This is a genomic window from uncultured Cardiobacterium sp. (genome assembly GCF_938028825.1).
In the GTDB taxonomy this organism is placed as follows: Bacteria; Pseudomonadota; Gammaproteobacteria; order Cardiobacteriales; family Cardiobacteriaceae; genus Cardiobacterium.
Genome location: NZ_CALIZP010000015.1, coordinates 18,607 through 44,194, shown reverse-complemented (window position 1 = coordinate 44,194; position 25,588 = coordinate 18,607). Strand labels below are relative to the sequence as shown.

The window sequence follows — 25,588 nt, the reverse complement described above, 5'->3', positions numbered from 1 at the left end:
GCGTGGTGTTCGCCGGGATGAATGTGGGGGTGATTGCGCTGGGGACGCTGGTCGGCGCGGAATTCTTCGGCGAGCGTCTGTCCCGCCGTCATGTGGCGGGACTGCTGCTGGCGGTCGCCGCTATCGGCTGCCTGACCTGGGCGCGGTTGTCAGCGGGGGCCCCATGAAATTCTTGATGAATTTCACGGGAAAGCGGCTAGGCGGTTGAGCAGGCGGCGCAGGCGCGGGTCATGGTGGCGCTGTTGCCAGTAGTGGAGCAGCGGCAGGAGGATGGCGCAGGCGAGGATGACGGCGCCTGCGAGATCGATGGGGTAGTGCAGGCCGAGGGCGACACGGCTCGCCATGACCAGCATCGCCCACAGGGTGACGGCACTGCTGATGAGGCGGCGTCGGCGGTTGGCATAGCCGATGATGCCGGCAAAGAGCAATGCCCAGCTCGCGGCGAAGAGGCTGTGCCCCGACGGGAAGCCGTAGCCGGTTTCATCGGCGCGGTGCGCGGCGAGATAGGCGGGCGTGGTGCCGTCCCCGTAGTAGATGGCGACGTGGGTACGCCGCACTTGCCGTGGCATGGCGTAGAAGGCGCGAATGCGGGCGGGGTCGGCGTCGTGCATGGCGACGGTGTAGGGGCGCGGTTCGGCAATGAGCGGTTTGAGCAGGATTTTGGCAAGCTGGGTGCTGCCGAGCGCGATAAGGACGACAAGCAGCAGGGCGCGCGCCTCGCCCCGGCGGTGCGCCCACCACAGCAGGGCGAAGAGGAGGGCGCTGACGGGGAGGATGCCGTATTTGCCGGCGGTCTGGGTGAAGAGGTAGAGCGGGTAATTACCGGGGGTGCTCGCCTGCCAGTGCCAGCCGCTGAGCCAAAAGGCGAGCGGGACGGCGAGCAGTAGGGCGGCGGTGGCGAGGAGGCGTCTGGTCATGGCTGGTAGCGGGTGTGGGTGGTGACGGGGTAGGCGAAGAGGATGTTTTCTTCCCGGGTGCCCCGGCCGATGTTGTGGATGATGAGCGGGGTGCCGTCTTCGGCCTTGCGGTCGGAGACGATGCCGATGTGCGGCAGGTTGCCGGGCAGACGCCAGGTGACGATGTCGCCCGCCCGGTAGCTGTCGCGGTCATCCAGCGGCAGGCTTTCGCCGTGGCGGCGCAGGTAGGTTTCAAGGTTGGGGACGCGGCGGTGGTCGATGTTGCGGTCGGTGGTTTTCTGTCCCCACAGGCGCGGATAGGCGGAGAAATGGCGCGCCATGTCTTCGTGTACGCGCTGTTGCAGGTCAATGCCCTGCTGGCGCAGGGCGCGGATGACGACGTCGGTGCAGACGCCGGTCTCCACAGGCACATCGCCCAGCGGGTAGGCGAGTTTGCGGTAGCTGCCGTCGTAACTGGTGGTCACGCCGATTTGCGCGCGGGCATCTTCTACCAGGCGGCTGTTGTCAAGGGTTGCCGCATGCAGGGCAAAGGCAAGCGGTAAAGAAAGAAGCAATGTGCAATAGTTGCGCATAATCATGGATATAGCCTGACATGGAAAGGACGATGGGCGGCTATGATAGCGCGTTTCCCCGGCTATCCGCTGGATTTGCAAGAGAAAGATTTTTCAGACATGAAAGAAAGTTTGATGTTTTTTAATAAAGTGGAAATATAAAATGGCTTGCGGTAACATTGCCTCCACGCCTATCTATATGACTAGGGATATTGGCCGTATAGCGTGCGGTGTGCCGCGAGGCATAATCTAGGAGGCCGGTTTTGCGCCGTCAGGGAAACGGCCAGACCAGAAGCCCATCAGTCAAATCGCCTGCATCTCAGGGTAGAGATACCCGCAAAGGGCACTTCATACAGTAAGTATTTAAGAGGTAAATCATGGCTAAACAAATCGTTCTGACGCTCGCCAAAGTCAAAGGCAGCAGCAACAGCGCGGACATCGTTGATCAGATCAGCGTCAACAGCGGCAACGGCAGCCCCGTACACATCCGCGCGGTGGACAACGTCTATTACCAGCTCACCGACCTCAGTACGCAATACGGGCCGGAAAACATCATGACGCAACGCGTCGGCAATGATTTGTACATCGCCTTCGAAGGCGAAAGCATCGACAACCCCAGCCTGATTATTGACGGCTATTACAGCCTGAATCCGAACGGCAGCAAAAACCTGCTGGTCGGGCAGCATGAAAACGGCTCGTTCTATCCCTACATACCGGAAAGCGCGCAACAGACAGACGCCGTACACATGCTTGCCGACCATGTCGCCGCAGGACAGGCGCTGGGCGGCGACTCGCATTTTGCCGGCATCGTCCCGGTCGCTGCCGGCGGCAGCATCAGCCCGTGGGCAATCCTGGGCGGCCTCGCCCTTATTGGCGGTCTGGCGGCGATCTCAGGAAGCAGTAGCAGCAACAACGGCAGCGGCATCGAACCGGCGCCGCAACCGCCCCGCCCCTATCCGCCGGGCCCGGATAACGGCGGCGATAACCCGCTCAATCCCACAAATGTCAAACCGGTGGCCAATGCCGACAGCGCGCAAGGCACCAAAGGAAATCCCGTAACCGTCAGCGTTCTCGCCAACGACACTGACCCGCAGGGCAACAATACCCTGGATGCGGGCAGTGTCCGCATCCTGAACAGCAACGGGCAAGGCGTGAAAACCCTGACCGTCGCCGGCGAAGGCACATGGACAGTGAATACCGACGGCTCCATCACCTTCACCCCGGCGGCGGGCTTCACCGGCAACCCGACGCCTATCCGCTACACCGTCTCCGACACCGACGGCAACGTCAGTGACCCGGCGAGCGTGACTGTCAGTTACAGCGGCGGCACCCCGCCGACGCCGAATGTCAACCCCGTAGCCAATGCCGACAGTGCACAAGGAAGCAGCGGGAACCCCGTTACTGTTAATGTGCTGGAAAACGACACCGATCCGCAGGGCAACAACACCCTTGACCCAACCAGCGTCAGACTGCTGGATACAAACGGCCTTCCGGTCACCAGCCTTACTGTGGCGGGTGAAGGTACCTGGACAGTCAACCCCAACGGCAGCATTACCTTCACCCCGGTTGCGGGCTTCACTGGCAACCCGAGCCCGGTCAAATACACCGTGGCCGACGTGGACGGCAACATCAGCGAACCGGCGAGCGTGACCGTGACCTACGGCACAACACCGATTCCACTTAATCCTCCGAGCGTCGAACGCGACGGCAGCCACCAGGGCGGCATCATCATCAAACCCGCCGCCGACGCCGACCGCCTCGACATCCGCTACACCGACGAAAACGACCAGACCCGGACCCTCACCGTGCACAAAGACCCGGCGAGCGGCCAATGGAGCGGCAGCGGCCTGCCGGCCGACGTCAGCGTTGACCCGGCGACGGGCACCGTGACCCTGGCGCCGGACGCCGTCAAAGACGGCAGCACCGTCAGCGCGCACAACAGCCGCGGCAGCGACACCAGCGCCGACGCCAGCGCCACCGCCAACAACGACGCCGATTCTCCGAATCCGCTGGCGTTCAATGACACCGTAAGCGATGTGCCGCTCGGCCAGGCGGCGGAGGTGGACGTGTTGGCGAACGACAGCGATCCGCAGGGCCGTGACACCCTCGACAAGGGCAGTGTCAAACTGCTGGATGCCAACGGACAAGGCGTTACCACGCTGACCGTGGCCGGCGAAGGCACCTGGACGGTTGATACCACCAGCGGCAAAATCACTTTCACCCCTGATGCCGGTTTTGTCGGCAATCCGACGCCGGTCAAATACACCGTGGCCGACGTGAACGGCAACGTCAGCGAGCCGGCAACGGTAACCATCAATTACGCGGCTTCCCCGAGCGAGATACCGGACCGGCCTGTCCTTGAAAATGGCACGGGCAGTGAACAGGGCGGCGTGACCGTGACTCCGGGGGCGAACACCGACAAGGTCGAAATCACCTACACCGACGAAAACGACCAGACCCGGATCATCACCGTGACCAAAGACCCGGCGGGCAAATGGACGGCGGCGGGTGTTCCCGACGACCAGGGCGTCACCGTGGACGAAACCAGCGGCGCGGTCAAGCTGCCGCCGGATGCGGTGAAAGACAGCAGCATCGTGGAGGCCATAGCGCACAACGGCAGCAATCCGATTACGACGAGGAACCAGACAAATGCGGAGTTTGATGCGTTAAAGGCGCCGACTGTCGAACAGGATACGGCGCACCAGGGCGGCATCATCGTCAAACCGGCGGCCGAGGCCGACAAGGTGACGGTGAAATACACCGACGAAGCCGGCCAGGACCACACTGTGACGGTAAGCAGAGACGGTCCGGGCACTGGTGGTTGGTCAGGTGTGAGCCTGCCGCAAGGCGTCAGCGTTGACCCGGCGACGGGCACCGTGACCCTGGCGCCGGACGCCGTCAAAGACGGCAGCACCGTGAGCGCGAACAACAGCCGTGGTGTAGAGACCAGTGTCGACGCCACAGCACAGGCGGCGGATAATGCCGCTGCGCCCCAAGTCTGGCTGGAAGGCGATAGCTCCGTTAATGAAGGCAGTGATGCGGCTTATACCGTCAAGCTGAACGCGCCGGCGCAGGAAGATGTGAAGGTCACCATCAAGGTGATTCATGTCAGCACGACGGATGGCGACATCAGCTACACCGTCAATACGGTCACCATCCCCAAAGGCCAGCAGGAAGCGTCCTTCAACATTACCGCGACCGACGACACCACGCCGGAGGCGAACGAAAGCTACCGCGTGGAAATCAGCGAGGCCACGGGTGCCACAGCCGACAGCGCGCGTTCGTCCGTCACGACGGAAATTATCGATAACGATCCGCTGAATGCGCCGGCGGTCGCCGCAGGCGACACGCAAGGCAGCGTGGTGATTACGCCTGCCGAAGGTGCGGACAAAGTGGTCGTCCGTTTCAACGACGAGGCACAGCAGCCGCATACCGCGACCGTCAGCAAGAATCCGGTAACGGGTGAATGGACGATCGACAGCCCGCTGCCCGGCGTTAGCGTTGACCCGGCAAGCGGCAAGGTTACACTCGCGCCCAGCGCGGTCGAAGACGGCAGCGATGTCACGGCAACGAACAGCGTCGGTACGCGTGACAGCGATCCGGCAACCGTTAAGGCAGGCGACAACCCGAGCGAGCCGGAAATCGGCATCAGCGGTTCTGCCGAGGTGAAAGAAGGCGAAACGGCAACCTATACGGTCGCCCTGAACAAGGCGGCGGGTGAAGATGTCACCGTCACCGTCACCCTGACCCATAAGGGCACGGATGATGCCGACTTCACGCAGGCACCGGTCAGCAAAACCATCACTATCCCGGCCGGGCAAACCAGCGCGCAATTCACCCTGGACATCGCCCGGGACGGCAAGTTCGAAGGCAGCGAAGGCTACAGCCTGACCCTCAGCAACCCGCAAGGCGCAGTACTGGGGCAAGCCAGTGTCGATACCAAAGTGACCGACATCGACCCGCCGCCTGCACCAAGTGTGGAGCCCGGCAGCGAGCAGGGCAGTGTGGTTGTCACCCCGGCAACGGGTACCGACAAGCTGGTCGTCAACTTCAACGACGAAGCGGGACAACCGCAAACCGTTACGGTGAACAAAGACCCGGCCACGGGCGAATGGAGCGGCGACAACCTGCCACAGGGCGTGACCGTCAACCCGCAAACCGGTATCGTCACCATTGGCGCGACAGCCGTTGCAGACGGTAGTGATGTGAAAGCCGTCGCCAGTGCCGGTAATACCGACAGCGCCGAAGGCACGGGCAAAGCGGGCAATAACGGCACCACCCCGGGCGAGCCGACCCTCACCATCAGCGGTGACAGCGAAGTGGAAGAAGGCGCAGCTGCGACCTATACCATCCGCCTGAGCGAAGCGCGCACGGATGACACTACCGTCACCGTGACCCTGACCCACAAAGAAACCGGCGATGCCGACTTCGACGCATCCGCCCAGCCGCTGGTCAAGACCCTGACCATTCCGGCCGGACAGACCGAAGTCAAACTCACGCTGAACACCGTGGACGACAGTGAAGCCGAAGGCAAAGAATCCTTCACCATCGGCCTCAGCAACCCGTCAAGCGGCGTCAAACTGGGTGCTGTCAGCGAGGTAACGACGACCATCAACGACAACGACACCGCACCGAATGCGGAAGTGAAGAGTGTCAGCAGCCCGAGCGCCGAAGAAGGCCAGCCGCTGGTATTCGACGTTGCCGTGGACAAACCGGCAGCCGATACCGAAATCAGCCTGATCCTGAAAGGCGGCACGGCGACCCTCGGCACCGATACCGGCAAAGTCGAGGTGAGCACCGATGGCGGCACCACCTGGGCGGCCGTCACCCCGGACAGCGACGGCAACTTCACCGCCACCGTGCCGAAAGACAGCGAAAACGGCGTCAAGGTTCGCGTGCCGACCATGAAAGACAGTGAAGCCGAAGGCGACGAAACCCTGACGCTGGCAGCAGCGGCCAAAGGTCAAGCCGCCCCGCTCAGCGGTACCGGCACCATCAGCGACGTCGCGCCGAATGCGGAAGTGAAGAGTGTCAGCAGCCCGAGCGCCGAAGAAGGCCAGCCGCTGGTATTCGACGTTGCCGTGGACAAACCGGCAGCCGATACCGAAATCAGCCTGATCCTGAAAGGCGGCACGGCGACCCTCGGCACCGATACCGGCAAAGTCGAGGTGAGCACCGATGGCGGCACCACCTGGGTGGCCGTCACCCCGGACAGCGATGGCAAATTCACCGCCACCGTGCCGAAAGACAGCGAAAACGGCGTCAAGGTACGCGTGCAGACCGTGCTCGATACCGATGTTGCGGAAGGCAGTGAGACACTGATACTGGATGCTGCGGCAGCCGGACAGACCGGAACAATCAGCGGCACAGGTACCATCAGTGACGTGGTCGCCCCGCAAGCGCCAAATGTTGCCGCAGGCAGCGAACAGGGCAGCGTTACCGTGACTCCGCCTGCCGGAGCGGACAAACTGACCGTTACCTACAAAGACGAAGATAAGACAGAGCATGAAGTCGTCGTCAGCAAAGACCCGGCGAGCGGCGAATGGCAAGGCACCAACCTGCCGGAGGGCATTACCGTCGATGCCAAGACCGGCGTTGTCACCCTTGCGGCGAAAGCCGTGCTGGATAACAGCGAAGTCAAGGCCGTGGCCGCCAATGGTGTACTTAGCAGCGAAGCAGGCAGTGCGACCGCCGGTGCAGATGCCGTCAACAGTATCACGGGCGAAGCCACCACCAACGCCATTGCGGCGGATAAAGTCGGCCTCAGCGGTGAGTACTACGGCTATAACGATGACGGTATTGACAAAGAAGTCGCCAATAATCCGAAGGTTGCCGCCAATGTCCGTTATCACGCTGACGACAAGACTTCACCGTCGGACCAGAATACCAAACACAACCTGTACGATCTCGACTTTACCGAGACGATGATCAACAACCGCAATGGTGCAGCAAGCGATAGCGGCAAAAAGGTTACCGGCTCAATCCGCTCCGTTGACGAAGGCACCCCGGATGTGCGCTTCACCGTCACCGACATCAATTATGGTGGCAAAGCGGCGGTGTCCAGCGGTCTCGCCAACAACGAGAAAACCGCAGTGGGTCAAGGTCTGAGCGCGGGCAGTGCGCTGCGCAACTTCCTTGACGTCAATGGCGCGGCAGATGCCGATTCCGCCAGAGTCGAAGCGGGTGCACCGTACAACGGCACCTCCGGCCTCGGCTACACCACCGATGCCGCCGTGCGCATTGTCGGTCACGTCTATTTCGGCGAAGGCACCTACGATTTCAAGTTTGCGCTTGATAACGGGGCGACCGTCCGTATTGATGGTCAGGACATTTACAAAGGCTATTCCATCAGCGAAGTCAATACGCTGGGCGGCCATCCGAACGGCATCCACCTGAGCGAAGGCGTGCATAGTGTGGAAATCATCTACATCGAAGAAGGTTCGGTTTCCACCCTGCAAATGCAGTACAAAGCGCATGGTGCAGCGGATAGTGACTACAAAGTCTTCGGCCTGGACAACAACCTCATGCTCAAACCGGAAGCCGACCTGGATCTCAACCAGTTGCAGGATGTCGTCAACACCGGCACGGCGAACAACCCGGCGTGGCATGTCCGCACCGGCGCGACGCTGGACGGTGGCGAAGGCAAAGACGACATCACCGGCAGCGATGGCCGCGACTTCATCTACGGCCACGACGGCAACGACAGCCTGACGGGTGGCAAGGGTGCCGATACCTTCATCTACAACACGAAGGCGGCGAACGGCCACGATGTCATCAAGGATTTCAAGATCGGTGAAGACAAAATCTCGCTCACCGACCTGCTGGAAGCCAAGAGCATCGACGCCAAAACGCCGGGCTGGCAAGGTCAATCCGCTATCCAGAACGCCCAGTGGGACGACAGCGCACACAAACTGAGCTTTGACACCACCGACGGCGTGAAGACCTACCACAACAGCATTACCTTTGAGGGCATGACCCAGCACTACAGCAGTGTGGATGACTTCCTCAGGGAAAACGGCAACGGCATTATCTGATAACGTGCCAGTGGTACAACGACAAAAGCCACCCGCAAGGGTGGCTTTTTTGCGGGCTGTCGCCGGGAAGGTGTCCAATCGCCGTCTGGCGGCGCATTGCGCGTTTCAGTGGCGGACTTCGATACCCGCCGCCGCCAGATAGTGTTTCAGCTCGCCGATGTTGATGGTGTTTTTGTGGAAAACGCTGGCGGCGAGCGCGCCATCGACGTTGGCGTCCAAAAAGGCGTCGCGGAAGTGTTCTCTGGCACCGGCGCCGCCTGAGGCGATGAGCGGCACGCGGCAGGCGGCGCGCACGTATTTGAGTTGGCCGAGGTCGTAGCCTTGGCGCACGCCGTCGCGGTTCATCATGTTGAGGACGATTTCCCCGGCGCCGCGCCGCTGCACTTCTTCCACCCAGTCGAGCAGCAGGCGGCCGCTGCTGCGGCTGTGGGCAGCGTCGCCGGTGTATTGATATACGCGGTATTCGCCGCTTTCCGCGTCGTGCCAGCTGTCGATGCCGACGACGACGGCCTGCACGCCGAAGCGTTCGGCGAGTTCGTTGATGAGTTCCGGCCGCGCCAGCGCCGGGCTATTCACCGAGATTTTGTCGGCACCGTCGGCGAAGAGGGCGGCAGCGGTGGCGACGCTGTCGATGCCGCCGGCGACGCAGAAGGGGATGTCGAGGGTTTCGCTGACGCGGCGCACCCAGTGTTTGTCGACGCTGCGGCGCTGGGTGGAGGCGGTGATGTCGTAGAAGACGAGTTCGTCGGCGCCTTCGGCGGCGTAGCGCGCGGCCAGCGGCAGGATGTCGCCGATGGTTTCGTGGTCGCGGAATTGCACGCCTTTGACGACTTGGCCGTCGCGGACGTCCAGGCAGGGGATTATGCGTTTGGCCAGCATGTGAGTGCCTCCTTCAGGGTGATGCGGCCATCAAGCAGGGCGCGGCCGGTGATGATGCCGGTAACGCCGCTGCCGTCGAGGGCGCGGATGTGGTCGAGGCTGCCGATGCCGCCTGAGGCCTGGATGTTGAGCTCTGGGTAGGCGGCGTGCAGTTCGCGGTAGAGCGCGGTGTTCGCGCCTTGCAGGGTGCCGTCGCGGCTGATGTCGGTACAGAGGATGTGGCGCAGACCGTGCGGCTGGTAGGCGGTGATGAGGTCAGAGAGGGTTTGCTGGCCGCCTTCCTGCCAGGCGTTGTGGGCGACGTAGTAGTGGCCGTCAGCGCCGGGGTGGACGTCAAGGGCGAGGACGAGGCGCTCGCCGCCGTAGGTCGCGAGCCAGTTTTGCACGGTGGCGGGCGCTTTGACGGCGAGCGAGCCAATGACGATGCGCGCCGCGCCTGCCGTCAGCAGGGCGTCGATGTCGGCGCTGCTGCGGATGCCGCCGCCGATTTGTACCGGCAGCGGGCAGGCGGCGATGAGGCGGGTAATCAGCGCGGTTTGCCGCGCCGCCGGGTCGCGCGCGCCGCTGAGGTCAACGAGGTGCAGGCGTTCGGCACCTTCGGCGGCGTATTGCTGGGCGCGGGCGATGGGGTCGGCGCTGTAGTCGGTCTGGCGGCTGTAGTCGCCCTGGTAGAGGCGAACGATTTGTCCGTCGATGAGGTCGAGGGCGGGGATGATGGGGGTGGTGTTCATGGGGTTCAGGTGTTGTGGATGAAGTTATGGAGTAGGCGGGCGCCGGCGCTGCCGCTGCGTTCGGGGTGGAATTGCACGCCGTAGTAGTTGTCCCGGGCGAGGGCAGCGGCGAAGGGGCCGCCGTAGTCGCAGGTGGCGATGGTGGCGGGGCTTTCGAGGACGGCGTAGCTGTGCACGAAGTAGTAGTGGCTGTCTGGCGGGATGTCGGCAAAGAGCGGGTGGCCGGGCGTGGCGTGGACGCGGTTCCAGCCCATATGCGGCAGCGGCAGGTCATGCGCGGGCAGGCGTGTGGTCTCGCCGGGGATGAGGCCGAGGGTGGCGAGGTCGCCTTCGGCGGAATGCGCGGTGAGGAGCTGCATACCCAGGCAGATGCCGAGCAGCGGCTGGGTCGCGTGCTGGATAGCGGGGATGAGGCCGCGCGCGGTGAGGCTGGCCATGGCGGCGCTCGCCGTGCCAACGCCCGGCAGGAGCAGTTTGTCGGCAGCGGCGATGGCGGCGGGTTCGGCGCTGATGTCGGCGTGGATGCCCAGGCGTTTTAGGGCGTGGTGCAAGGAGGCGAGGTTGGCGCAGCCGGTGTCGATGATGAGGGTATTCATAGGGTTCCTTTGCTGCTGGGCAGGCGGTCGTCTTCGATGCGCAGCGCCTGACGCAGGCAGCGGCCAAAGGCTTTGTAAAGGCTTTCGGTTTTGTGGTGGTCGTTGCGGCCGGTGGTTTCGAGGTGCAGGGTGGCGCCGAGGCTTTGCGCCAGCGAGTAGAAGAAGTGTTCGGTCATTTCGGTGCCGTAAGCGCCGAGCATGGGCCGTTTGAAGCGGGCGCGGAAGTGCAGGTAGGGGCGGGCGGAGAGGTCGAGGGCGCAGCGGGCGCGGCTTTCGTCCATGGGCAGGATGAAGCCGAAGCGGGCGAGGCCGCGTTTGTCACCGAGGGCTTCACGCAGGGCCTGGCCGAGGGCGAGGGCGCTGTCTTCGATGGTGTGGTGGTCGTCGATGTGCAGGTCGCCGTGGCAGGTGAGGTGCAGGCGGAAGCCGCCGTGGGTGGCGATTTGATCGAGCATGTGGTCGAAGTAGCCGATGCCGGTGTGGATGTCGCTGAGGCCCGCTTCGTCCAGCCATACTTCGGCGCGGATGTCGGTTTCGCGCGTTTTGCGTTCGACGACGGCGTGGCGTGGCGCGCGCCCGGCGGGGTTGCCGGCGATGTTTTTGTGCAGGAGTTTTTCGGCGATGTGCGTCCAGTTCATGTTGCTGCGGTGGTAGTGGATGCCACGGATGCCGAGGTTGTGCGCGAGTTCGAGGTCGGTTTCGCGGTCGCCGATGGTGTAGCTGTCCGCCGGATCGAAACGTTGGGCGGCGATGTCGTCGGCGAGCAGGCCGGTCTGCGGTTTGCGGCAGGTGCAGCCGTCTTCGGGGCGGTGCGGGCAGATGTAGATGGCAGCGAAGTGGATGCCCTGGCTGGCGAGGATGTCGAGCAGTTTTTGCTGGGGTTTGTCGAAGTCGGCGCGGGGGAAGCTCTCCGTGCCGAGGCCGTCCTGGTTGCTGACCATGACGAGGCGGTAGTGGGGCTGGAGTTGGAGCAGGGCAGGGATGACGCCGGGTTCGAGGGCGAGTTTTTCCAGGGTGTCGATTTGCCGGCTGGGCAGGGGTTCGTCGATGAGGGTGCCGTCACGGTCGATGTAGAGGGTGGGTTGCATGGTGGGTTCCTGGTTTGGGTTTTGGAAAAGCGCGTGGTTATCCCGCTTGGCGGCGGTTTAGCATTGTTTCAGTACGGTCAGGGTTTCTGCCATTTCAGCGGCGCTGCCGATGGTGATGCGGATGTGGTCGGCGAGGCCGAGGGCGTTCTGCTGGCTGCGGGTGATGATGCCGGCGGCGCTGAGGGCAGCGAAGGTGCGCGGGCCGTCGTGGCAGCGGATGAGCAGGAAGTTGGCGCCGCTGGGTTCGACGTGCTTGACGGCAGGCAGGGCGCGCAGGGCGGTGGCGAAGTGTTCCCGCTCGGAGAGGGTGGCAGCGACGCGTGCGCGCATGGCAGCAAGGCCGTCTGTTTGCAGGGCTTGGGCGGCGAGGTCGGCCACCGGGCCGGGCATCGGGTAGGGGGCGATGGTTTTTTGCAGCAGGGCGATGAGTTCGGGGTTGGCGAGGGTGAAGCCGCAGCGCAGGCCGGCGAGGGCGAAGGCTTTGGACAGGGTGCGGATGATAGCGAGGTGCGGGTAGTGGGGCAGGGCGTCAACGAGGCTCTCGGCGGGGCTGTATTCGATGTAGGCTTCGTCCACGGCGACGATGGCGCGTCCGGCGGTCATTTCCAGCAGGGCGAGCAGGTCGGCGCGGTGCAGCAGGGTGCCGGTGGGGTTGTTGGGGTTGCAGATGTAGAGGATTTTTACGCCGGGCAGTGCTTTTTCGATGGCGGGCAGGTCGAGCTGCCAGGCGGCGGTGAGCGGCACGGTTTTTTGCGGCAGGCCGAGGGTGGCGGCGCTGACGGCGTACATGCCGTAGGTGGGCGGGCAGTGCAGCACTGCGTCGCCGGGTTCGCAGAAGGTTTTCAGCAGCAGTTCGATGGCTTCGTCGCCGCCCCGGCTGACCAGTACGTTGTCCGGGGTCAGGCCGGCGTAGGCGGCATAGGCGTTGATGACGGCGGCGGGCTGCGGCTCGGGGTAGCGGTTGTAGTCGCTTTTGCTGAGGTGCAGGGCGGGGGCGTCCGGTGCTTCGTTGGCGTTCAGCCAGGTGTGGCCGGCACCGCCGAGGCGGCGGGCGGACTGGTAGGGGCTGAGGGCGCGGATGTTGGCACGGGCGAGGTCGGCGATAGTCATGGTTGGTCTCCGGTGGTTTCGAGGCGGATGCGCACAGCTTCGCGGTGCGCGTCCAGTTGTTCGGCGGCGGCGAGGGTCATCACGGCGGGGGCGAGGGCGCGGAAGCCGCCGTCGCTGAGTTCTTGTACGGTCATGCGTTTCATGAAGTCGGCGATGCCGAGGCTGGAGCTGCTGCGGCTGTGGCCGTAGGTGGGCAGGACGTGGTTGGTGCCGCTGGCGTAGTCGCCCATGCTTTCCGGGCTGTAGGCGCCGAGGAAGATGGAGCCGGCATTTTCGATAGCGGGCAGGAGGGCGCGCGGGTCGGCGGTCTGCACGATAAGGTGTTCCGGCGCGTAGGCGTTGCTGATGGCAACGGCCTGTTGCAGGTCGGCGGCGAGGATGGCGCGGCTGTGGGCGAGCGCTGCGGCAGCGGTATCGCGGCGCGGCAGACGGGCGAGCTGGCGGGCAAGTGCGGCATCGGTGCGGGCGATGAGTTCGGCGCTGGGGCTGACGAGGATGACCTGGCTGTCGGCGCCGTGTTCGGCCTGGGAAAGCAGGTCGCTGGCGATGTAGTCCGGGTTGGCGGTATCGTCGGCGATGACCAGCACTTCCGAGGGCCCCGCTTCCATGTCGATGGCGGTGCCGAGGGCGCGGGCGCGGCGTTTGGCGGCGGTCACGTAGGCGTTGCCGGGGCCGTAGATTTTGTCCACCGGCGCGATGCTTTCGGTGCCCAGGGTCAGGGCGGCGATGGCTTGCGCGCCGCCGACGGCGTAGAGGTGTTCGACGCCGCAGAGGCGGGCGGCATAGAGGGTGGCATCGGCGACGGGCGGCGGGGTGCAGAGGATGATGTCGCGGCAGCCGGCGAGGCGGGCGGGGATGGCGAGCATGAGCACGGTGGAGAAAAGCGGCGCGCTACCGCCGGGGATGTAGAGGCCGATGCGTTCCAGCGGGCGGTTGAGGAGGGCGCAGCGCACGCCGGGTTGGGTTTCGATTTCCAGCATGGGCGGCGGCAGTTGCGCGCGGTGGAAGGTTTCGATGTTGGCTTTGGCGGTGGCGAGTGCCTGTTTGAGTTCGGCAGGGACACGCGCGGCGGCGGCATCGATTTCTGCAGGGCTGATGCGCAGGTCGTCGCGCTGCACGCGGTCGTATTTGGCGGTAAGGGCGCGCAGGGCGGCGTCGCCTGCGGCCTCAACTTCGGCGAAGATGGCGGCGACAGCGGCATCAATGTCGGCGGCGATGGTTTGCGCCGGACGGCGCAGCGCGGCGCGGCGGGCGGCGGGATCGAGTGCGTTCCAGTTCAGGGTTTGCATGGGGCCTCCTCAGGCAAGCATTTTTTCGATGGGCAGGACGAGGATGGAGCTCGCGCCTTCGCCGCGCAGGGCTTCCATGGTTTCCCAAAAGAGGGTTTCCTGGCTGACGGCGTGCACCGCGACTTTGTCGTCCGCGCCGGCGAGCGGCAGGATGGTGGGGTTTTCCACGCCGGGCAGCAGGCGGGTGATGGCGGCGAGGCGGTCACGTGGCGCGTGCAGCATGATGTATTTGGATTCGGCGGCTTGTTGCACGCCGCGAATGCGGGTGAGGATTTTCTCCACCAGCGCCTGTTTTTCCGGGACAAGCGGCTCGGCGCGCTGGATGAGGCAGGCTTGCGAGCGGTAGATGACTTCGACTTCGCGCAGACCGTTTGCTTCCAGGGTCGCCCCGCTGGAAACGAGGTCGCAGATGGCGTCGGCCAGTCCGGCACGCGGCGCGACTTCCACCGAGCCGTTGAGCAGGATAGTGCGGCAGGCGACGCCACGCGCGTGCAGTGCCTGTTTCAAGAGGTGCGGGTAGGAAGTGGCGATGGTGCGGCCATTGAGCGCGGCGAGGCCGTCGAAAGGGGCATCTTGCGGCACGGCCAGCGACAGGCGGCAGTGGCCGAAGTCGAGGCGGCAGAGGCGGGTGTAGTTGCAGGCTTCGCCTTCGCTGCGCCGCGCCAGTTCTTCTTCTTCGAGGACGTTTTCGCCGACGATGCCGAGGTCAACGACACCGGCGAAAACGAGGCCGGGGATGTCGTCATCGCGCACGCGCAGCAGGTCAATGGGCAGGTTCTCGGCGCAGGCGATCAGTTTCTGTTCGGCGAGGTGGATTTTCACGCCGCAGCGGCGCAGCAGTTCGGCGGAATCGCTGCTGAGGCGGCCCTTCTTTTGCAGGGCGATGCGTAATCGCGGTTGGGTCATGGGGGTTCCTTGTGGGTATAAAAAATCCCGGAAGCGGGACTTCCGGGATTTGCTTGCAGGTATAGTTGATCCGCACCGGCCCGGAAGTTGTGCTTCCGGACGACAGTTCATCAGCCCGAAAGCGTTTCAGGATGATGATGGTGATGCTGGCGGATGGTGCGGTTCATGATGAGGTTTTCCAAATGAAGACGCGGCGGACTTTACAACGGATGGATGGGAAAAGGCAAGCGTCGCGATGTTTTTCGTCCGTCCCCGCCCGTTGGCGTCATCATCAGGATGCGCGACGGCGCGGCGTGTTTTCCGGGGCGGCATTACGCCTTTTCCGGCGGCAATTCACCAGGTATTGCGGTAGTGAAAACATCAGGCTTCTCCGGCGGGTTGCGGTGCGGGTAAGGCGGGATGGCTTGCTGCCGCCTGTTTTGCGGCGATGATCCGCAGGGCTTTTTTCTTGTCGTGACGATACACCAGTAACCCTATAAGCAGTCCATAACTATATAAGAAAGTAATGTTAATGGGTAATGAATAAGTGGCAAATGCCAATTCCCTGAAATTAATGGAGACCATCAGTAATGACATATAGGCGCCAAAGATAATCGCCCACTTTTTATGGCGCTGCAAATATTGCGGCAGGTTTTCCAGGGTAATATCGGGATCTTGCGCCTGCAATTCCTGACAGTTCTCATTGGTCAGGGTAAATACGCCGATAAAGGTCAGATTGATCAGCAATACAGCGGTCATCGCGCTCATGAAGATCCCTTCCAGGCGGTCATGCGCCGTCGTGATAAGCAGTAATGCCCAATCAAACCAGAAAAGATAAATCAGGCAGCGCGCCAATTCACCGTTTATCACGCGTTCCTGCCGCTCATCGGGTTCGCTGTCGATATTGAAGTAATGGCGGTACAGGGCTTTATGCAGCGGGTTCATCGTCGTTTCCTCCGTCGTCGGTTTCCCAGAAAAGGGTGTTCAAATCGCTGTCCAGTGCGCGGGCGATGCGGATGGCAAGCGCCAGCGTCGGGTTGTAGTCCTGGTTTTCCAGCAGGTTGATGGTCTGGCGCGAGACGTTGACCGCCTGCGCCAGCGCCTGTTGCGAGAGTCCTTTTTCCTGCCGGTGGATTTTTACGCGGTTCACGGGGCCTCTTTGTCGTGTATAGCCGACATGGTAAGGATTTTTTCGCGGGATAGTCAAGTTTATGCGACATTCTTTCCGGCGAAGGCCGTCGCGCGTTTCCATGCGACGTGTCCTGTCGCCTGCCCCGTTATCCTTGCCCCTGCCCGCTGTCGGGCGGTTTTTCTCGGGAGGATGTGATGAACAGGCAATGGGTTTTGGGCGAGGCGCGGGTCAGTCCGTATGCGGAATGGATGATGCTGCGCCTGCTCTTCGAGCTGGACGGGGCGCATCGGTTTTTCCAGGCGGCGGAGCGCGTCAGGAACCGCGCCGGGCGGTGTTTGCGCCGCATGAACGGTGTGGAAGAGGAGGAAACGGCGGTGTCCTGCTGGTCGTCGGATGCGGTCGCGCGCGCCCTCGGCTTGCCGGAGGAACTGGCGTTTGCGCCGCAGGGCGGGGCGGTGGCGCGGACGCTGCTGGCGGCGCGCTGGCAGGCCGTCCGCGACACGCCGCCTGTCCTGCCAACAATCCCGCCTGAAATGGCGGATGAGGAGGCGTCGGTGAATCCGCACGAGCCGCGCTTCTGGGCGGCGGCCTGTGCCAATCTGCGTCTGCTGGAAGAGGCGCTGGCGCTGGATGCGGTCGAGATGGCGGTGCTGCGCCTGGTGCTGCATTTGGCCGTGGAAAGGCCCCTGCGCCGGGCGGGGCAGTTGGTCGGTGCGGATAATTTTGCGGCGGCGATGGTGCAGGTGGCGCAGCTGCTCGATGTGCCGCGCAAGGCGCTGCGGCGGGCGGTCGGCAAGCGCGGCAAGCTGCGGCGTTACGGGCTGCTGGCTTGCCGCGATGAGTTGCGCCGTGAATTTTGTGATCTGGAAGATGCGCTGCAATGGGGCGATTTGTTCGAGGCGGACGATTTTGTCCTGGAAAAACAGGCGCGCGCGCAGTTGCTGCGTTCCTGCCTGTTGCCGGTGGATGAGGCCGCGCTCGCCTGGGACGATTTCGCCCACATCGGCGCGCTGCGCGACACGCTGCTGCATTATCTGCGCCACGCCCTCGCCGGGGGGCGGCGCGGGGTGAATGTGCTGCTTTACGGCGCGCCCGGCACCGGCAAAAGCCAGTTTGCCGCCGCGCTGGCGCGCGCGCTCGCCGTGCCGTGCTTTGCGCCGCTGCGCGAGGATGACGACGGCGACCCGCTCGACGGCGAGCGGCGGTTGTGCAAGGCGCAGGTGGCGCAATCGCTGCTCGGCGGCGACAAGGCGCTCTTGGTGTTTGACGAGGTGGAAGACGTCTTCGCGGGCACCCTGTTCGCCCGCTCGGTGGCGCAGTCGCACAAGGGCTGGGTGAACGCCCTGCTGGAAACGAACCCCGTGCCGATGGTGTGGATTTCAAACGACGTGCGCTGCATGGATCCCGCCTTCGTGCGCCGCTTCGATGTCGTGCTGGAAATGCCGGATTTGCCGCTGGCGCGCAAAGAGGCGCTTTTCCGCGCGCGGGCGGCGCATCAGCCGGCGGCAGCGGTGGTGCGGCGTTTTGCCGAACAGGAGGGGCTGTCGCCGGCGGTGCTGGCCCGCACCCTGCATGTCGCCAACACCCTGGCGGCGGATGCGGACGAACTGGCGGCGCAGTGTCTGCTGCTTTGCAACCAGACCTTGCAGGCGCAGGGGCGCAAACCGCTGACGCTGCCGCCGGCGGGGCAGGTGGATTACGCGCCGGAATGGGCCGCCTGCGATGCCGATTTGGCGCGCATCAGCGCCGGGCTGGCGGCGCGGCGGCAGGGGCGCATCTGCTGCTACGGCCCGCCCGGCACGGGCAAATCGGCCTGGGCGCAATGGCTGGGGCGGCAGGCGGGGATGCCGGTGCTGCTGCGCCAGGGGTCGGACTTGCTGGGGATGTATGTCGGCGAGACCGAGCGCAACATCGCCGCCGCCTTCCGTCAGGCGGAGGCGCAGGGGATGCTGCTGGTGCTGGATGAAGCCGATGGCTTCCTCTTCGCGCGCGAGGGGGCGGTGCGCAGTTGGGAACGCTCGATGGTGAACGAACTCCTGACGCAAATCGAGCGTTTCCCCGGCCTGCTGGTCGCCTCCACCAATATGCCCGATGCGCTGGATGCGGCGGTGCTGCGCCGTTTCGACGTGAAATTGCGCTTCGGTTTCCTGCATCGCGAACAAATCCTCCCGCTTGCCGCCGCACAAGCGGCGGCACTGGGCATTGCGCTGGGCGCGGCGCAGCAACAGCGGCTCGCCGCCCTGCCTTGCCTGACACCGGGGGATTTTGCCGCCGTCGCCCGCCGGCACCGTTTCGCCCCGTTTGCCGACGCCGCCGCCTGGGTGGACGCGCTCGCGGCAGAATGCGCGCTGAAACCGCAGGCGGCGCAGAAAGCGGGCTTTATCTGAACGGCGCAGGGCCCCGCCCCGCCGTTCGTCACTTCCATCAACAAAGGACGTCAACATGAAACTCGCCGTTGTGGGCGGTTGCGATTTCGCCGACTACGCCCTGCTGCAATTCACCATCGAACGCCACTATCTGCGCAAGCGCATCAGCGCCATCATCAGCGGCGGCGCGCGCGGTGCCGATGCACTCGCCCGCCGCTATGCGGCAGAAAACGGCATCGCCTTCACGGAATACAAGCCGGACTGGACGCTGGGCCGGGGGGCGGGCATCATCCGCAACCGGCAAATCGTCAGCGCCTGCGACGAGCTGATCGCCTTCTGGGACGGCCACTCGCGCGGCACCCTGAGCAGCATCGAAATTGCGCGCCAGCAGCGGAAAACGGTACATATCGTGTCGTATGAATCACCAAATAACCCAACAATACAAGGACGAAACCATGACAACACATGACATCCATGACGAAACCTTACCGGCCACTTTTATCCAAAAATTGAAGCGGTTAATGGTAGAAAGACCGCTGCATGAAGAGCCGGCGGAAGCGCATAGAAAAAACCGCAACCGCTGGGCGCTGGGCAAACATGATCCCGTAATAAATTATCCCGCAGGACTTACCGGTCCGCAGCAATTCATTCATCAGAAAAAAGAAAACCGAAAATTCTTTGCAGAAGAGACGGAAAAATACAGCGAGGCCTACTTTGAACGCTGTTTCTGGATTATCAATACTTGGGGCGGCATCTCTGCTTTTAAGGACAGCGATAAAACCAGGGCAAAAATAAAAGAATTTGCCGAAACGCATACGCAGGAAAGAATGAGTGGCGACCTGTTCGCCGTGATTTCATCGCTCTCCAAACTGGCTGCCTTCTGGGATTACGAGCGCTTCGCCGTTTACGATTCCCGCGTGATCTTTTCCCTGAACTGGTTGCTGTTCCTTTATGCCCCCCATCATCGCCTGTTTCCCCAGCCGGAAGGGCGGAATACAAGAATACGGCAATACCATATGCCTACCATTCTGGCACTGCATGGAGACAATAGGGATTTTTACCCTGAGGAGGAGGCTTTTTATCATTATTGCAAGCTGTTGCGGAGATGTGCTGCCGACATATTCGCAGATGACAAAAGAATCCACGAAATAGAGATGTTCCTGTTCAAAGAGGCCGATCTTTATATCTGCGACGATATGCAGGAACGACTCTCTTTGAATATAAAATCCGGGATGACGGGCGATACCCCTTAAAACGGCCGTAATTTCGCACAATGACAGAGGGAAAGAGACGAAACAATGCAAATTGCCTACTTTCAAATGGCGGGCGCGGGCAAAGCGCGCACGCAGGATGCCCTCTTCGACGGCGTGGCGGTGCACCAGGTGAAGCTGCACAAGGCGCGCCGCGTGGCAAACCCGCGCCTGCCGCTGCGTCTTGCCGTCGCCGACGGCCTCTTTGCCGCCCCCGCCGCCGCGCGTGCCAGCCGCTTCTGGATGGACGCTTTCGCCGCAGCGGATGACGGCGGCGCGCGCTTTCTGCGCCGCACCCACCCGCAATTCTGTGCGGCGCTGGCGGCGCGGCATTTCGGCGCGGCGACGACCTTCGCCTCGGCGGTGTTCGCCGGCGGCGGGGCATCCGTCTGCAATGTCGGCGACAGCCGCGTCTATCACATCGACACGGCGGGCCGCTGGCGGCAAATCAGCCATGATCACACCGTGCTGGCGGAGATGATTGAGCGCGGCGAGGCGCAGGCGGGCGGCGATTATGCGGGCATCTACGGTATGCTGGCACACAGCCTCGCCGCCGACTGGGAGGCGGACGATTTCCGCATCTTCGTCGCCGAACAACCGCTGGCGGCGGGGGAAACGCTGCTGCTCTGCACCGACGGCCTCAGCGACGCCCTGCCGCATCCGCAACTGCAAGCCCTGTGGCAGGCGCATGATGATCTGCCGGCGCGGCTGGAAGCCTTGCGCCTAGCGGTGCGCCGCGTGCCGTATTTTGATGATTGCACGGTGGTGGCGGCCGCGATGACGGCTCAGGCGGGACCAGGGGTGCCGTCGGGGTTACAGTCCGGATAAGCACCGTGGCGCGGCGGGGCGGATGCGTATAATGCGCGCCTCTTTTCCCCGTATATATGGAGTTTTTATGTTGAAGAAGTCTTTTATCGCCGTGCTGCTTGCCGCCGCTTTCACCACCGGGGCACAGGCGCAGTTGAAATATGTGGATGGCACGGACTACGCCACGCTCGCCGCGCCGGTCGCCGACATCAAGGCCGGGCAGGTGGTCGAATTTTTCTGGTACGGCTGCCCGCACTGTTACGATTTGGAGCCGTCCTTGCAGAAATGGCTGGCTGACGGCAAGGATGCCGCGATTGATTTCATCCGTGTCCCCGCGTTCACCGGCAACTGGGAAGGTGGCGCGCGTCTTTATTATGTGGTGCGCGAACTGGGCATGAACGGTGCCGAGATGGACGAAAAAATCTTCAACGCCGTACACAAGGACGGCAAACGCGGCATCATCTTCGACAAGGGCGCGGCGATGAAATTCCTCGTCGAAAACGGTGCCAAACAGAAAGACGTGGAAAAAGCCTGGAAGTCGCTTACCGTGCAGCAGAAGCTCAACCGGGCGCGCGATCTGTTCGAAGCCTCCAAACTCGATGGTGTGCCGGGCTTCGTCGTGGACGGCAAATACGTTATCGGTGCCGATGACAACTACCCGCGCCTCTTCGACAAACTGAACACGCTGGCGACGAAGACGGCCGCACCCGGCGAAGCAGTGAAGACCGAAGAAGCCAAGCCCGCTGCCGACGAAAAACCGGCAGAAGCCAAACCTGCTGACGCCGGGAAAGCCGAAGAAGCCAAGCCTGCTGACGCCGGAAAAACCGAAGAAGCCAAACCCGCCGCCGACGAAAAACCGGCTGAAGCCAAAACTGCTGCCTGAACATGACGCAGAACACCGACCGCGAAAGTGCCCGCTGCGCTTTCGCGGTTTCTTGTATGGGACAGGCGGCACGGCTCACCCCGCTCGGCGGCGACGCCAGCTACCGCCGCTACTTTCGCTGCGGGGCGGGTAGCACAAGCCGCATCCTGATGGACGCGCCGCCGGAGGCGGGCGGCATCGGCCTCTTCGTGCAGCGCGCGCAGCAGTTCGCCGCCTGCGGCCTGCCCGTGCCGCGCATCCATGCCGCCGACAGCGCGCAGGGCTTCCTCTTGCTGGACGACTTCGGCGACCGCTGGCTGTGGCAGGATTTGCGCGAAAACGCCGCCACCGCCATGCCGCAGGCGCTCGCGCTGCTGGGACAATGGCAGCAGGCAACCGCCGCCCTGCAAGCGGACATCCCGCCCTACGAACCCTCCCGCCTGCACAGCGAAGTGGCGCTGGCTCGCGAATGGTTCCTGCCGTGGCTGGGCATTGCGGCGGACACGGCGCGCTGGCAGGAAAGCGAAAACCGGCTGGTCGGGCGGGCAGGGCAGGGCAGGGCGCTGTGCGTCCACCGCGACTACCACTGCCGCAACCTGATGCGCCGCGCCGATGGCAGCATCGGCATCCTCGACTTTCAGGACGCCCTCTGGGGCAGCCCCGCCTACGACCTCGTTTCCATCACCCGCGACTGCTACATCCGCTACCCGCAGGCGGACGTGCGCCGCTGGGAAGCGGATTTTCGTACGCGTTTCCTGCCGCACGAAGCGGCGGCGGACTGGGCGCAAACCTGCGACGCCGTCTCCCTGCAACGCCACCTCAAAGTGCTGGGGCTCTTCGTCCGCCTCGCTATCCGCGACGGCAAACGCGGCTATCTTGCCGACCTGCCGCTGGTGCTCGCCTGCGCCTGCGACGAAGCCGCCGCCCTGCCGTACACCGCCTGGATAGCCGGCGAACTGCGCCGCGCCGTTCCTCTCCTGCAACAGAAACTGACATGAAAGCGATGATTCTCGCCGCCGGACGCGGCAAACGCATGGGCGCGCTCACCGAGCATTGCCCGAAACCCCTCTTGCGTGTCGGCGGCGACACCCTGATCGGCTGGCAACTGCGCCGTCTCGCGCGCGCAGGCTTCACGGCAGTCATCATCAACCTCGGCTATCGCGGCGCGATGATAGAAGCGGCGCTCGGTGACGGCAGCACCTATGGCCTGCACATTACCTACTCGCGCGAGCCGGAAGAAGGGCTGGAAACCGCAGGCGGCATCGTGCAGGCACTGCCGCTGCTGATGGAGGCGCCGTTTCTCGTGGTCAACGCCGACGTGTGGTGCGACGCCGACCTGCGCCGCTTCAGCGAAAACCGCCCCGCCGACAGCCTCGCCTACCTGCTGCTCACCGCCACACCTGCCTGGAAAGCGCGCGGCGATTTCTCGCTGGCGGGCAACATGCTGATTGCGGGCGACGCCCTCACCTATACCGGCATCGCCGTGCTGCACCCGCGCCTCTTCGCCGACGTGCCGCCCGGCTTCCGCCCGCTCGCCCCCATCCTGCACGCCCATCTGCCGCGCGGCGAATTGAGCGGCGAAGAACACGGCGGTGACTGGCACGACGTCGGCACCCCGGAACGCCTTGCCGCCCTGCGCGCGCGGTATGGCTGATTTCCGGGGGCGGGCGTGCGGTTTTCCCGCCCGACGGGCGTCGTGGCCGATTGCAGCCGAGCAGGGCCTTATGTGCTACCATACCGCCCGTTTTTACCTCACACATTCTTCACGGAGTATTCATGTCCGCGCAATTGACGCTTTCCATCGTTAAGCCAGACGCCGTGCGTAATCATCATACCGGGGCCATCCTCGCCCGCATCGAGCAACAGGGATTCGACATCATCGCGGCAAAAATGCTGCGCCTCAGCCGCGACGATGCCGCGCGTTTTTATGACGTTCACCGCGAACGTCCTTTTTTTGCCGAACTGGTCGATTTCATGACTTCCGGCCCCGTGCTGGTGCAGGTACTGCGCGGCGAAGATGCCGTCGCCCGCTACCGTGCGCTGATGGGCGCGACCGATCCCGCCGCTGCCGCCCCCGGCACATTGCGCGCCGAATTTGCCACCAGTAAAAGTGAGAACGCCGTGCACGGTTCGGACAGCGTGGAAAATGCCGCGCGCGAAATCGCCTTCTTCTTCGCCGAACGCGAGTTGTGCCGCTGATGACGGACAAGGTCAACCTCTTTGATTTCGACCGCGACGCGCTGACGGCGTGGTTTGCCGGACTGGGCGAGAAGCCCTTCCGCGCACGGCAGTTGATGAAATGGATTTACCACGAACGCGTCACGGATTTCGACGCCATGACCGACCTCAGCAAGCCGCTGCGCGAAAAACTCAAAGCCACCGCCGAGCTGCGTTTTCCCACCGTCATCGCCGACCGCCTTGCAAGCGACGGCACACGCAAATGGGTCTTCCGCTATGACTGCGGCAACAGTATCGAAACCGTCTTCATCCCCGAAGACGATCGCGGCACACTCTGCATCTCCTCACAAGCGGGCTGCGCGCTCGCCTGCCCCTTCTGTTCGACCGCCCACGAAGGCTTCAACCGCAACTTGACCAGCGGCGAAATCATCGTCCAAGTCTGGCTCGCCAAAGAAATACTCGACTGCGACCGCCACGGCAACAACCGCGTTGTCACCAACGTCGTGCTGATGGGCATGGGCGAACCGCTGGTCAACTTCAACAACGTCCTGCCCGCCACCCGCCTGATGATGGACGACTACGCTTTCGGCCTGTCGAAGCGGCGCGTTACCCTCAGCACCTCCGGCATTGTCCCCGCCATCCACAGCCTGCGCGAAGTCACCGACCTCAGCCTCGCCGTCTCGCTGCACGCGCCGAATGACGAACTGCGCAATCAGATCGTGCCGGTCAATGCCCGCTACGGCCTGGCGGCACTGCTGGACGCCTGCCACCAATACGTGCAGCACAACGGCCAGCACGGCGGCGTAACCTGGGAATACGTCATGCTGCGCGGTGTCAACGACAGCCTCGAACACGCGCGGCAACTGGTCGAACTGCTGCGCGGCATACCGGGGAAAATCAACCTTATCCCCTTCAACGCCTTTCCCGGCAGCCGCTTCGAATGCTCGAAACGCAGCGACATCCTCGCTTTCCAGCGCCACCTGACCGATAACGGCTATGTGGCAACCATCCGCAAGACACGCGGAGAAGACATAGACGCTGCCTGCGGGCAGTTGGTGGGGCAGGTCAAGGACCGCAGCCGCCGTGAACGCAAACTTTCCAGAAAAGAGGTGGAAACCCTATGAAAACCAAGACCATCACACGATTCAGCGCACTCGCCGCCGCCCTCATGATCGGCGGTTGCAGCAGCCTCGGCTTCGGCAGCAAAAGCGACGACATGAACAACGATCTGCCGGCGAAACTTGAGAAAAAAACCGATTACAAACAGGCCTATAAAGACTACGTCGAACTCGGCGCGAAATACGTGCAGATGGGGCGCTACGACCTCGCCGAACCCAAGCTGAAACGCGCCATCGAAATCGACTCGCACCCGCCGGATGCCTGGAACATCCTCGCCGTCATGTACGAAGAAGCGCGCGACATCTCATCGGGCAACCAGATTTACCAGAAACTCATCCGCAGCCACCCCGAATACCTGCTCGGCCACGTCAACTACGCCACCTTCCTCTGCAAATTCGACCGCGACAGCGAAATGCAGGCGCTCTTGAACCAGATGCGCGCCCGCAACGCCGAATTCAAGACGGCGGCCAGCATCGCCGAAGGCAACTGCATGGCGGCGCGCGGCCAGAGCGGGCAGGCGGAAAACGCCTACAAACAGGCCATCGCCGTCAACCCGCAAGCCGAAGGCGCCCTCCTGCCGCTGGCGGAAATCTCCCTGCAAAAAGGCGATGCCGCAGGTGCCCTGCGCTATCTGAAAGTGGTGCACACCTACGTCGGTTACAGCCCGGAGAGCGTGAAAATCGGCATCGAAGCGGCGCGTAAAGCGGGCGACAGCCGCATGGAAGAAGAACTGGTACGCGTCATGCGTGCCAACTACAAAAACACACCGCAGGCACAATCGCTGGGGATCTGAG

The 25,588-nt window shown here is 63.4% G+C and carries 22 protein-coding genes and 1 other annotated feature; of the genes, 11 read left to right on the top strand and 11 right to left on the bottom strand.

From position 1 onward, the window contains the following. Nucleotides 1–182 precede the first annotated feature (182 nt). Together Q0562_RS01865 and Q0562_RS01860 are read right to left on the bottom strand one after the other, a co-directional pair. A complete protein-coding gene (locus Q0562_RS01865; RefSeq protein ID WP_298640383.1) occupies nt 183–917 on the bottom strand; it encodes a phosphatase PAP2 family protein in 735 nt (244 codons plus the stop codon). After that, the gene (locus tag Q0562_RS01860) at nt 914–1,489 is read right to left on the bottom strand and encodes a DUF1287 domain-containing protein (RefSeq protein ID WP_366144670.1); all 576 of its coding nucleotides are present in this window, start codon (nt 1,487–1,489) and stop codon (nt 914–916) included. Before Q0562_RS01860 ends, Q0562_RS01865 begins: the two co-directional genes overlap by 4 nt. A gap of 356 nt (nt 1,490–1,845) precedes the next feature. On the opposite strand from Q0562_RS01860, the gene Q0562_RS01855 reads away from it, so the two are divergent. After that, the gene (locus Q0562_RS01855; RefSeq protein ID WP_298640377.1) at nt 1,846–8,502 is read left to right on the top strand and encodes an Ig-like domain-containing protein; all 6,657 of its coding nucleotides are present in this window, start codon (nt 1,846–1,848) and stop codon (nt 8,500–8,502) included. A gap of 105 nt (nt 8,503–8,607) precedes the next feature. Here Q0562_RS01855 and hisF read toward each other — a convergent pair whose 3' ends face one another. From hisF to Q0562_RS01810, 9 genes are all read right to left on the bottom strand, one after another. After that, the gene (gene hisF, locus Q0562_RS01850) at nt 8,608–9,381 is read right to left on the bottom strand and encodes an imidazole glycerol phosphate synthase subunit HisF (RefSeq protein WP_298640374.1); all 774 of its coding nucleotides are present in this window, start codon (nt 9,379–9,381) and stop codon (nt 8,608–8,610) included. Then, nucleotides 9,363–10,112, bottom strand: a complete 750-nt coding sequence (hisA, locus tag Q0562_RS01845; RefSeq protein ID WP_298640368.1) for a 1-(5-phosphoribosyl)-5-[(5-phosphoribosylamino)methylideneamino]imidazole-4-carboxamide isomerase — start codon at nt 10,110–10,112, stop codon at nt 9,363–9,365. The genes hisF and hisA overlap by 19 nt, the downstream gene beginning before the upstream one ends. A gap of 5 nt (nt 10,113–10,117) precedes the next feature. Further along, nucleotides 10,118–10,708 (bottom strand): imidazole glycerol phosphate synthase subunit HisH, encoded by a 591-nt coding sequence (gene hisH / locus Q0562_RS01840; protein ID WP_298640365.1) that lies wholly within the window; start codon nt 10,706–10,708, stop codon nt 10,118–10,120. Next, complete coding sequence (gene hisB, locus Q0562_RS01835) at nt 10,705–11,796, bottom strand: bifunctional histidinol-phosphatase/imidazoleglycerol-phosphate dehydratase HisB (RefSeq protein ID WP_298640362.1); 1,092 nt, start codon at nt 11,794–11,796, stop codon at nt 10,705–10,707. The genes hisH and hisB overlap by 4 nt, the downstream gene beginning before the upstream one ends. 57 nt (nt 11,797–11,853) lie before the next feature. Beyond that, entirely contained in the window at nt 11,854–12,906 is a 1,053-nt protein-coding gene (hisC, locus tag Q0562_RS01830; protein WP_298640359.1) for a histidinol-phosphate transaminase, read from the bottom strand. Next, on the bottom strand, nt 12,903–14,195 hold the full coding sequence (gene hisD, locus Q0562_RS01825; RefSeq protein WP_298640356.1) for a histidinol dehydrogenase: 1,293 nt from the start codon (nt 14,193–14,195) through the stop codon (nt 12,903–12,905). The genes hisC and hisD overlap by 4 nt, the downstream gene beginning before the upstream one ends. Before the next feature lie 9 nt (nt 14,196–14,204). Further along, a complete protein-coding gene (hisG, locus tag Q0562_RS01820; protein WP_298640354.1) occupies nt 14,205–15,101 on the bottom strand; it encodes an ATP phosphoribosyltransferase in 897 nt (298 codons plus the stop codon). 15 nt (nt 15,102–15,116) lie between these two features. Next, nucleotides 15,117–15,248 (bottom strand) — a sequence feature (His leader region). 213 nt (nt 15,249–15,461) lie between these two features. Next, nucleotides 15,462–16,025: a hypothetical protein gene (locus Q0562_RS01815; RefSeq protein ID WP_298640351.1), complete on the bottom strand. Its 564-nt coding sequence runs from the start codon at nt 16,023–16,025 to the stop codon at nt 15,462–15,464. Beyond that, on the bottom strand, nt 16,009–16,230 hold the full coding sequence (locus tag Q0562_RS01810) for a helix-turn-helix transcriptional regulator (RefSeq protein WP_298640349.1): 222 nt from the start codon (nt 16,228–16,230) through the stop codon (nt 16,009–16,011). The genes Q0562_RS01815 and Q0562_RS01810 overlap by 17 nt, the downstream gene beginning before the upstream one ends. 176 nt (nt 16,231–16,406) lie before the next feature. Here Q0562_RS01810 and Q0562_RS01805 point away from each other — a divergent pair, with 176 nt between their 5' ends. From Q0562_RS01805 to Q0562_RS01760, 10 genes are all read left to right on the top strand, one after another. Then, nucleotides 16,407–18,599: an AAA family ATPase gene (locus Q0562_RS01805; protein WP_298640346.1), complete on the top strand. Its 2,193-nt coding sequence runs from the start codon at nt 16,407–16,409 to the stop codon at nt 18,597–18,599. 55 nt (nt 18,600–18,654) lie between these two features. Next, nucleotides 18,655–19,047 carry a DUF2493 domain-containing protein gene (locus tag Q0562_RS01800; RefSeq protein WP_298640343.1) on the top strand — a complete coding sequence of 131 codons (393 nt, stop codon included), beginning with the start codon at nt 18,655–18,657 and terminating at the stop codon, nt 19,045–19,047. After that, nucleotides 19,034–19,831 (top strand): hypothetical protein, encoded by a 798-nt coding sequence (locus Q0562_RS01795; protein ID WP_298640341.1) that lies wholly within the window; start codon nt 19,034–19,036, stop codon nt 19,829–19,831. Before Q0562_RS01800 ends, Q0562_RS01795 begins: the two co-directional genes overlap by 14 nt. 45 nt (nt 19,832–19,876) lie before the next feature. Then, nucleotides 19,877–20,656 (top strand): protein phosphatase 2C domain-containing protein, encoded by a 780-nt coding sequence (locus Q0562_RS01790; protein WP_298640339.1) that lies wholly within the window; start codon nt 19,877–19,879, stop codon nt 20,654–20,656. A gap of 67 nt (nt 20,657–20,723) precedes the next feature. Beyond that, nucleotides 20,724–21,518: a DsbA family protein gene (locus Q0562_RS01785; protein ID WP_298640336.1), complete on the top strand. Its 795-nt coding sequence runs from the start codon at nt 20,724–20,726 to the stop codon at nt 21,516–21,518. Between the two features lie 2 nt (nt 21,519–21,520). After that, nucleotides 21,521–22,495, top strand: coding sequence for a phosphotransferase (locus tag Q0562_RS01780; RefSeq protein ID WP_298640333.1), 975 nt, complete (start codon nt 21,521–21,523; stop codon nt 22,493–22,495). Further along, on the top strand, nt 22,492–23,151 hold the full coding sequence (gene murU / locus Q0562_RS01775; protein WP_298640330.1) for an N-acetylmuramate alpha-1-phosphate uridylyltransferase MurU: 660 nt from the start codon (nt 22,492–22,494) through the stop codon (nt 23,149–23,151). Before Q0562_RS01780 ends, murU begins: the two co-directional genes overlap by 4 nt. 122 nt (nt 23,152–23,273) lie before the next feature. Further along, nucleotides 23,274–23,696 (top strand): nucleoside-diphosphate kinase, encoded by a 423-nt coding sequence (gene ndk / locus Q0562_RS01770; RefSeq protein WP_298640327.1) that lies wholly within the window; start codon nt 23,274–23,276, stop codon nt 23,694–23,696. After that, a complete protein-coding gene (gene rlmN, locus Q0562_RS01765) occupies nt 23,696–24,799 on the top strand; it encodes a 23S rRNA (adenine(2503)-C(2))-methyltransferase RlmN (RefSeq protein WP_298640324.1) in 1,104 nt (367 codons plus the stop codon). The genes ndk and rlmN overlap by 1 nt, the downstream gene beginning before the upstream one ends. Beyond that, nucleotides 24,796–25,587 (top strand): tetratricopeptide repeat protein, encoded by a 792-nt coding sequence (locus Q0562_RS01760; protein WP_298640322.1) that lies wholly within the window; start codon nt 24,796–24,798, stop codon nt 25,585–25,587. Before rlmN ends, Q0562_RS01760 begins: the two co-directional genes overlap by 4 nt. Nucleotide 25,588 lies beyond the last annotated feature (1 nt).

Coding starts and splice junctions, on each gene's coding strand:
- hisH (WP_298640365.1), bottom strand. CDS start 10,708: ATGAATACCCTCATCATCGACACCGGCTGCGCCAACCTCGCCTCCTTG.
- Q0562_RS01805 (WP_298640346.1), top strand. CDS start 16,407: ATGAACAGGCAATGGGTTTTGGGCGAGGCGCGGGTCAGTCCGTATGCG.
- hisB (WP_298640362.1), bottom strand. CDS start 11,796: ATGCAACCCACCCTCTACATCGACCGTGACGGCACCCTCATCGACGAA.
- Q0562_RS01795 (WP_298640341.1), top strand. CDS start 19,034: ATGACAACACATGACATCCATGACGAAACCTTACCGGCCACTTTTATC.
- Q0562_RS01780 (WP_298640333.1), top strand. CDS start 21,521: ATGACGCAGAACACCGACCGCGAAAGTGCCCGCTGCGCTTTCGCGGTT.
- Q0562_RS01815 (WP_298640351.1), bottom strand. CDS start 16,025: ATGAACCCGCTGCATAAAGCCCTGTACCGCCATTACTTCAATATCGAC.
- murU (WP_298640330.1), top strand. CDS start 22,492: ATGAAAGCGATGATTCTCGCCGCCGGACGCGGCAAACGCATGGGCGCG.
- Q0562_RS01790 (WP_298640339.1), top strand. CDS start 19,877: ATGCAAATTGCCTACTTTCAAATGGCGGGCGCGGGCAAAGCGCGCACG.
- ndk (WP_298640327.1), top strand. CDS start 23,274: ATGTCCGCGCAATTGACGCTTTCCATCGTTAAGCCAGACGCCGTGCGT.
- hisG (WP_298640354.1), bottom strand. CDS start 15,101: ATGACCCAACCGCGATTACGCATCGCCCTGCAAAAGAAGGGCCGCCTC.
- hisF (WP_298640374.1), bottom strand. CDS start 9,381: ATGCTGGCCAAACGCATAATCCCCTGCCTGGACGTCCGCGACGGCCAA.
- Q0562_RS01785 (WP_298640336.1), top strand. CDS start 20,724: ATGTTGAAGAAGTCTTTTATCGCCGTGCTGCTTGCCGCCGCTTTCACC.
- Q0562_RS01800 (WP_298640343.1), top strand. CDS start 18,655: ATGAAACTCGCCGTTGTGGGCGGTTGCGATTTCGCCGACTACGCCCTG.
- hisA (WP_298640368.1), bottom strand. CDS start 10,112: ATGAACACCACCCCCATCATCCCCGCCCTCGACCTCATCGACGGACAA.
- Q0562_RS01855 (WP_298640377.1), top strand. CDS start 1,846: ATGGCTAAACAAATCGTTCTGACGCTCGCCAAAGTCAAAGGCAGCAGC.
- hisC (WP_298640359.1), bottom strand. CDS start 12,906: ATGACTATCGCCGACCTCGCCCGTGCCAACATCCGCGCCCTCAGCCCC.
- rlmN (WP_298640324.1), top strand. CDS start 23,696: ATGACGGACAAGGTCAACCTCTTTGATTTCGACCGCGACGCGCTGACG.
- Q0562_RS01865 (WP_298640383.1), bottom strand. CDS start 917: ATGACCAGACGCCTCCTCGCCACCGCCGCCCTACTGCTCGCCGTCCCG.
- Q0562_RS01760 (WP_298640322.1), top strand. CDS start 24,796: ATGAAAACCAAGACCATCACACGATTCAGCGCACTCGCCGCCGCCCTC.
- Q0562_RS01860 (WP_366144670.1), bottom strand. CDS start 1,489: ATGCGCAACTATTGCACATTGCTTCTTTCTTTACCGCTTGCCTTTGCC.
- hisD (WP_298640356.1), bottom strand. CDS start 14,195: ATGCAAACCCTGAACTGGAACGCACTCGATCCCGCCGCCCGCCGCGCC.